A 6,410-nucleotide genomic window follows, 5' to 3' on the forward strand; every position below is an offset into this window, starting at 1 on the left:
CCACAGGAGTTTCGGCGTTTCCATCTCCGGCGAGATGACGCCGCCGACGTAGTTCAACACCGCCTCGCCACTGCGATTGATGCGGCGCGTCTGCTCGACCGCGCGATGATCCATCCAGACGATGATGTTGCGTTCCGGATTGGCGGACTTGCTTACCGGCAGCGGCACGCCGCCCTCGCCCAGCACCACCAGCGAACAGGTGGCGTCGAAGCCGATGCCGGCGATCGCCTCGGGCGCCACGCCCGATTGCGCGACCGCTTCACGCGTGGCCGCGCAAACCGCCCGCCAGATGTCGTTGCTCGACTGCTCGACAATGTCGCCGGCCTCGCGCCAGACCTCGATGTCCCGTTTGGCCGAGGCAAGCAGGGTTCCCGTGTGGTCGAACACCCCGGCCCGCGCGCTGCCGGTGCCGACGTCGATGCCGAGGAAGTGGGACATTGGGGGAAACCTTCGGTTTAAGGCAGTAGGGGAGTAGGGGAGTAGGGCAGTAAGGCAGTACGGGAATAGGAGATGGTGGCTTGGCTCGGGCCCGGGCATTGAACGGCAGAGCAATCCTACTGCCCTACTGCCCTACTGCCCTACTGCCCTACTGCCCTACTGCCCTACTCCCCTACTCCCCCTAGAGATCATTGCTCTGCGGCAAAATCACCAAATCCCTTATCGTCACATTGCGCGGCCGGGTCAGCATGAACATCACCGCTTCGGCCACCTCGCGTGGCTGCATCAGGCCGCCGGCGGCGAGTTCCTCTTCGAGCTTGGCCTTCGGCCAGTCGTCGACCAGTGCCGTCACCACCGGGCCGGGCGCCACGGCGCCGACGCGCAGGCCGTGCTTGGCGACTTGCCGGCGCACCGTGTGGACGAAGGCCTGCACGGCGTGCTTGGAGGCCGTGTAGATCGGTTCCCAGACCACCGGGACCAGACCGGCGATCGAACTGGTGACGATGATGTCGCCGGTCTTGCGTTCGATCATGTGCGGCAGCACCGCCTGGATCGAACGGAAGCAGGCATTGATGTTGAGGTTGAGCATGCGATCCCAGACGTCGGGATCGCCGGTCGCCACCTCGCCGCCGACATAGGCGCCGGCATTGGCATGGAAGATGTCGAGTTGGCCGGCCTTCTCCAGGATTTGCGGCATCATGGTGGCGACGCTTGCCGGCTGCATCAGGTCGATCACCAGCGGGATCGCTTTGGGGCCGAGTTCGGCGCACAGTTTGTTCAGCGTCGCCTCGGCGCGGTCGACCAGCACCACGGTGGCGCCGGCCGCCAGCATATGCCTGGCGCATTCGAGGCCGATGCCTGACGCGGCACCGGTGACGGCGGCAACTTTTCCGGACAGTTCTTGGCTCATGTCTTGCTTCCTGTTGATGGGTTCAGGCCCGGCCATGCGAGACACGCGAGCGGCGTGCCAGCGAGTCGACGATGACCGCGATGGCAAGCACGGCGCCGGTGATCATGTACCGAAGCGACGAGGACAGATCGAGCAGCGTCAGGCCGCTGGCGATCGACTGGATGACGATGATGCCGAGCAGTGCCGAATAGGCGCTGCCCCTGCCGCCGAACAGGCTGGTGCCGCCTATGACGGCCGCTGCGATGGCGTTGAGGTTGACGTCGCCCGTGCCGGCCTGCTGGCTGGCCGAGGCCAGGCGGGCCGCCGACAGCACGCCGCCGAAAGCCGCCAGCATCGAGCACAGCACGAAGGCGCTGGAATAGATCAGCCGCACATTGATGCCGGCGCGCCGCGCCGCCTCGCGGTTGCCGCCGACCGCCGACATAGAGCGGCCCCATTTGGTCCGCGTCAGCGCGTAGTGCATCGATATGACCAGGCCGACGAACAGGCCGAACATCCACGGAATGCCGCGCGCCTGATTGAGATAGAAGACGATGAGCTCGAGAATGACCGTAATCACCACCGCGCGCGTGACGAGCCCGCCGGTCGACGGCGCCGACAGGTTCGCGGCGCGGCGGCGCGCGACGGTGCGCAGGCCGGTGATCAGCATGACGATGCCCGGCACGGCCGCCAGAGCGAACGAGACGAGTTTGGGCATCATCAGCAACTGGCCGAAATTCACCAGGTTCGAGCCGTAGGGCAGGTTGATCGAGCCGGTCGAGCCGAGGATGTAGAGCTGCAGGCCAAGCACCGCCAGCAAGCCGGCCAGCGTCGAGACGAAGCTCGGCATGCCGAGCCGGTTGAACAGCAGCGCATAGAGGGCGCCGATGAAGCCGCCGACGGCAACAGCGGCCAGAATCGCGAGCGCCACCGGCCAGCCCTGGTTGACCCACAGCGTGCCGACCATGGCCGAGGCAAAGCCGCTGATCGAACCGACCGACAGGTCGATCTCGCCGACCATCAGAACGCAGACGATGCCGAGCGCGATGACGCCGACGGTTGAGCAATCGAACAGCAGATTGACCAGATTGCTGCTCGACAGGAAGATCGGGTTGATGCTGGCGAACACCGTCCAGATGATGACCAGCCCGACAATCACTGGCAGCGAGCCGAGATCGCCCGAGCGGACCCGGTCGAAGAACCGGCGGATGGCGCCGCCGATCCCCGCCTCGTGCTTGACGCGCACATCGGCGCGGTCGAGCTGCGGCGGCACGGGGGCGGCCTGTTCGGCTTCGCGGCTCATGGGCGTGGCTCCTGGGTCTGGTCTTGCCTGGCCTGCCTGCGCTCGGCGCGCCGCGACACCGAATTGTTCGAGGCGCCGGTGATGGCGCTGACCAGTTCCTGGTTCGAGGCATCGGGCGAGAAGATGCCGTTGTTGCGGCCAAGCCGCAGCACGACGATGCGGTCGGCGACGGCGCGCACGTCTTCCATGTTGTGGCTGATGATGACGACGCCGAGGCCGCGGTCGCGCACCCGCTCGATCAAATTGAGCACTTCCGCCGTCTGCGCCACGCCAAGCGCTGCCGTCGGCTCGTCGAGCAGGATGAGCTTGGGTTCGAGCAGCAGCGAGCGCGCGATCGCCACCGTCTGGCGCTGGCCGCCCGACAGTGAAGCGACCACTTCGCGGACACTCGGGATGCGCGCCGAAAGCTCGTTGAGCAGCGTCCAGGCGCGCACTTCCATCGCCACCTCGTCCAGCCGCAGCGGGCTGAGTTCGCGGCCAAGGAAGATGTTGGCGACGATGTCGAGGTTCTCGCACAGCGCCAGGTCCTGGAACACGGTGGCGATGCCGAGCGTCAGCGCGGCACTCGGATCGGCAAGTGTCACCTGCTTGCCGCGAAAACTGATCGTGCCTGAGCTCGGCTGATGCACGCCGGCCAGGATCTTGACCAGGGTCGACTTGCCGGCGCCATTGTCGCCGACCAGCGCCACCACTTCGCCTGCATGGACATCGAGATCGATGTCGGTGAGCGCCGAAACGGCGCCGAAATTCTTCGAAACGCCGCGCAGGCTGAGCACCAGCTCGCCTGCCGGAACCGGTTCGTCCGAGGTATCGGTCATGCCAGGAAGCCTTTCAAAACCGGTTCAAAAATTTCGCATGAGCGCTGCCTGGCCACCACGCGGGTGGCCAGGCAGCGGAGCGGGCAAGGGTCGCGGTCAGTTCCCGATGCCCAGCTTCTTGCAGCCTTCCGCGTAACGATCGACGCAGAGCTCGGCCGCGGTGTTGATCTTCTTGTCGATGATCTCGGCCTTCAGGTTTTCCTGCGTCACAACAGCCGGCGTGAACAGCTGCGAGGGCGTATCGTACAGCGTCATCTCGGCCTTAGGCGTCTCGCCAGAAAGTAGCTTGATGGCGATGTTGGCGGCGGCCGCCGCCACGATCTCGCTCGGCTTGGAGATGGTGTTGTACTGGTCGCCGGCGATGATCAGTTGCAGTGCCGCGATCGTCGCGTCATTGCCGGTCACCGGCGGCACCGGATCGACGCCGGCCGCCTTGAAGGCCGCGATGGCGCCGCCACCGGTGCCGTCATTGGCGGCAACCACGCCGAGGATTTTCGGGCCGAAGCGGGTGATCTGGCCGCCGGCCCATTGCTGCGCCTTCGGCGGCGCCCATTCCGGCGTGTCGTATTCGGCCAGGATCTTGTAGCCGCTGTTGTCGAGGCCGGCATGGATGCCCTTCTTGATCAGGCCGGCCGCCGCGTCGGTCGGCGAACCGTTGATCTGTAAAACGCCGCCGGTGGCCGGATCGACCTTCAGCGCCTTCAGGTGCTCGACCAGCGAATCGGCGATGGCCTTGCCGATGCCTTCATTGTTGAACGAGACATAGAAGTCGGCCGGCGCTGTCGGGATTGGCCGGTCATAGGCTATGACCTTGATGCCCTGGCTCTGCGCCAGCTTGACCAGCGAGGCGGCGGCGGTCGAGTCGACGGGGTCGAGCACAATCGCCTTGGCGCCCTGCGAGATCACCGAGTTGAACTGCTGCTGCTGGCGCGAGGCGTCGGCATCGGCGTTCTGGTAGAGCACCTTGCAGCCCGGGCACAGCTTCTTCATCTCGGCGGCGAAGCCGGGATAATCATGCTGTTCGTAACGGGTCGAGGCCTGGTCAGGCATCAGGAAGGCGACGGTGGCGTCGGTGACTTCGGCTGCCTTGGCGATAGCGGCGGTGCCTGCCAGCAGCGACAGCGCAAGCGCTGCCATGCCGGCGGACTTGCCAGTGGACTTCAATGAAATTGAAAGTTTGGTCATTCGGTCTTCTCCGTTTCTGGATATGTTGTAAGAAGGTCGTGACTGCTTTGGTGGTCTGAAGACACCCATCCACCCTCGCCCCAATTGAAGGGGTACCAGGGTCCGGCGCTGGACTTTCGAGCCGCGCCGACGTCCTCCGCCGACGGAGGAATTCGAGACAAGCGTTCTCCATCACGAACCGCTCAACGCGGCTCACGTCCGTCATGCAAAAGAAAAATCCTCCCTTGGTTCCTCCCTGGCTCCTCCGTTAAGCGGCTTTTCCCGCGTTGATGTTGTCGGCCAGCAGGCGCCTGAAGCGCGAGGGCGGCATGCCCTTCTCCGCCAGGAACTGCCGGTTGAAATTGGACAGGTTGTTGAAGCCGACCTCGTAGCAGATGTCGGTGATCGAGGCCTGCTCGTCGCTCATCAGGATCTGGCAGGCGAGATTGATGCGCAGCCGCTTGACATACTGCACCAGCGACATGCCGGTGTGGCGGCGAAACGAGCGCGAGAAGGCCCCGGTCGACTGGCCGGCGATGGCGGCGAGATCCGCCTCGTCGAACAGCTGCGTCAGGTTCTCCCTGATATAGGCGAGCGCCTTGTTCATGCCGGCGGTCATGTAGCCCGACGGATCGGGCCGATAGCTGGCGCTGGCCAGCAGCTGGAATTCCTGGGCGCGGCTTAGCAGGCCGGCGATCATCATGAACAGCTCGATGCGGCGCACGCCCTGCGCCTGCATCATCTCTTCCATCAATGGCGCCAGCGCCTTGCTGGTGCGGTTGGAAAACAGCACGCCGCGCCGCGACGCCTCGAGCAGAGCCGCAAGCCCCGCCAGCTCCGGCAGCACATGCATGGCATCGCCGATGAAACTTTCGGAAAACTGAATGATGCGGCCGCGCAGCGGGATCGAGCTGTCCTTGGGGATGTCGCTGACCCAATTGTGCGGCAGGTTCGGCCCCGTCAGCACCAGATTGCCCGGCTCGAACTCGCCGATGAAGTCGCCGACGAAATAGCGGCCGTTGGTGAAGATTACCTGATGCAGTTCATATTCTGGATGGAAGTGCCAGCGCACCGTATGGAAGGGGTAGCCATGCGACCACGCCTTGAAGGACTCCCCGCGTCGTATCTGGACAACTTCCAGGTCCGGTTCCATGTCCGTTTCCTCCCGGCCGGCACGGATATTTGCCGCGTTCGGCCCAATTCCCTAAACCGGCCGAATTGGTTTCGGCTCTGCATTTCAAGAGCCACGGTACCGGCTCATGACAACAGGCGCCACCACGATTCAAGACAATGGATGATACTTTTTTAACCGGAAGGGCGCGCTCAGAGGCGCTATTCGGGCAGAACAGGTCAGTCTTGCTGACGCGTTCGCTCGACTGACCAACGAGAACACTACCGCCCGAAACGGAATTCCAACGTGTCCGGTGGGCGCCTGGCCTATCGCAAGAACAGCGTGTTCAGGCGCTGTTGCAGCGCCGTCATCGTAGTTCAGCTGGTGCGCAGCGCACCACCCGCCACCGTCGCGAGCGGCGTAACCATGTCAGGCACCAGTATGTCGTGGCGGCGCGCGAAGCTGACCAGCGTGGCCCGCACCGTCTCCGGATCGATTTCGCCGACGATGCCCGCCTTGCAAGCGTTGAGTGCGATGGCATGGGCGCCGTTGCGGCCGGCGCTCGGCCAGTCCTGCAGCAGTGCATAGGCTTCCATCACGCTGTCGATCATCCTCGGAAAGCCCATTCCGACCAGAAGTGTGACCGGTTCTTCGAATTGCCCGCGATTCATGGCTTGTACCTCCTCT

At 64.4% G+C, this 6,410-nt stretch carries 7 protein-coding genes; all 7 read right to left on the minus strand.

Features of this window, described 5'->3' with window-relative positions; all coding sequences use genetic code 11:
• Positions 1-438: FGGY family carbohydrate kinase (locus EN994_RS13500; RefSeq protein ID WP_245466020.1), on the minus strand; the 438-nt coding region annotated here is incomplete at its 3' end.
• Between the two features lie 181 nt (positions 439-619).
• The gene (locus EN994_RS13505) at positions 620-1,348 is read right to left on the minus strand and encodes an SDR family oxidoreductase (protein ID WP_024501651.1); all 729 of its coding nucleotides are present in this window, start codon (positions 1,346-1,348) and stop codon (positions 620-622) included.
• 22 nt (positions 1,349-1,370) lie between these two features.
• Positions 1,371-2,630, minus strand: coding sequence for an ABC transporter permease (locus EN994_RS13510; protein WP_024501652.1), 1,260 nt, complete (start codon positions 2,628-2,630; stop codon positions 1,371-1,373).
• Complete coding sequence (locus tag EN994_RS13515) at positions 2,627-3,448, minus strand: ATP-binding cassette domain-containing protein (RefSeq protein ID WP_024501653.1); 822 nt, start codon at positions 3,446-3,448, stop codon at positions 2,627-2,629. Before EN994_RS13515 ends, EN994_RS13510 begins: the two co-directional genes overlap by 4 nt.
• Positions 3,449-3,544: 96 nt before the next feature.
• The gene (locus EN994_RS13520) at positions 3,545-4,633 is read right to left on the minus strand and encodes a sugar ABC transporter substrate-binding protein (RefSeq protein ID WP_013530723.1); all 1,089 of its coding nucleotides are present in this window, start codon (positions 4,631-4,633) and stop codon (positions 3,545-3,547) included.
• Between the two features lie 247 nt (positions 4,634-4,880).
• A complete protein-coding gene (locus tag EN994_RS13525) occupies positions 4,881-5,765 on the minus strand; it encodes an AraC family transcriptional regulator (protein ID WP_013530722.1) in 885 nt (294 codons plus the stop codon).
• A gap of 335 nt (positions 5,766-6,100) precedes the next feature.
• Entirely contained in the window at positions 6,101-6,394 is a 294-nt protein-coding gene (locus EN994_RS13530) for a DUF982 domain-containing protein (protein ID WP_027160769.1), read from the minus strand.
• Positions 6,395-6,410: the final 16 nt, after the last annotated feature.

The organism is Mesorhizobium sp. M7A.F.Ca.CA.002.09.1.1 (assembly GCF_003998555.1).
GTDB classification, from domain to species: Bacteria; Pseudomonadota; Alphaproteobacteria; order Rhizobiales; family Rhizobiaceae; genus Mesorhizobium; species Mesorhizobium ciceri.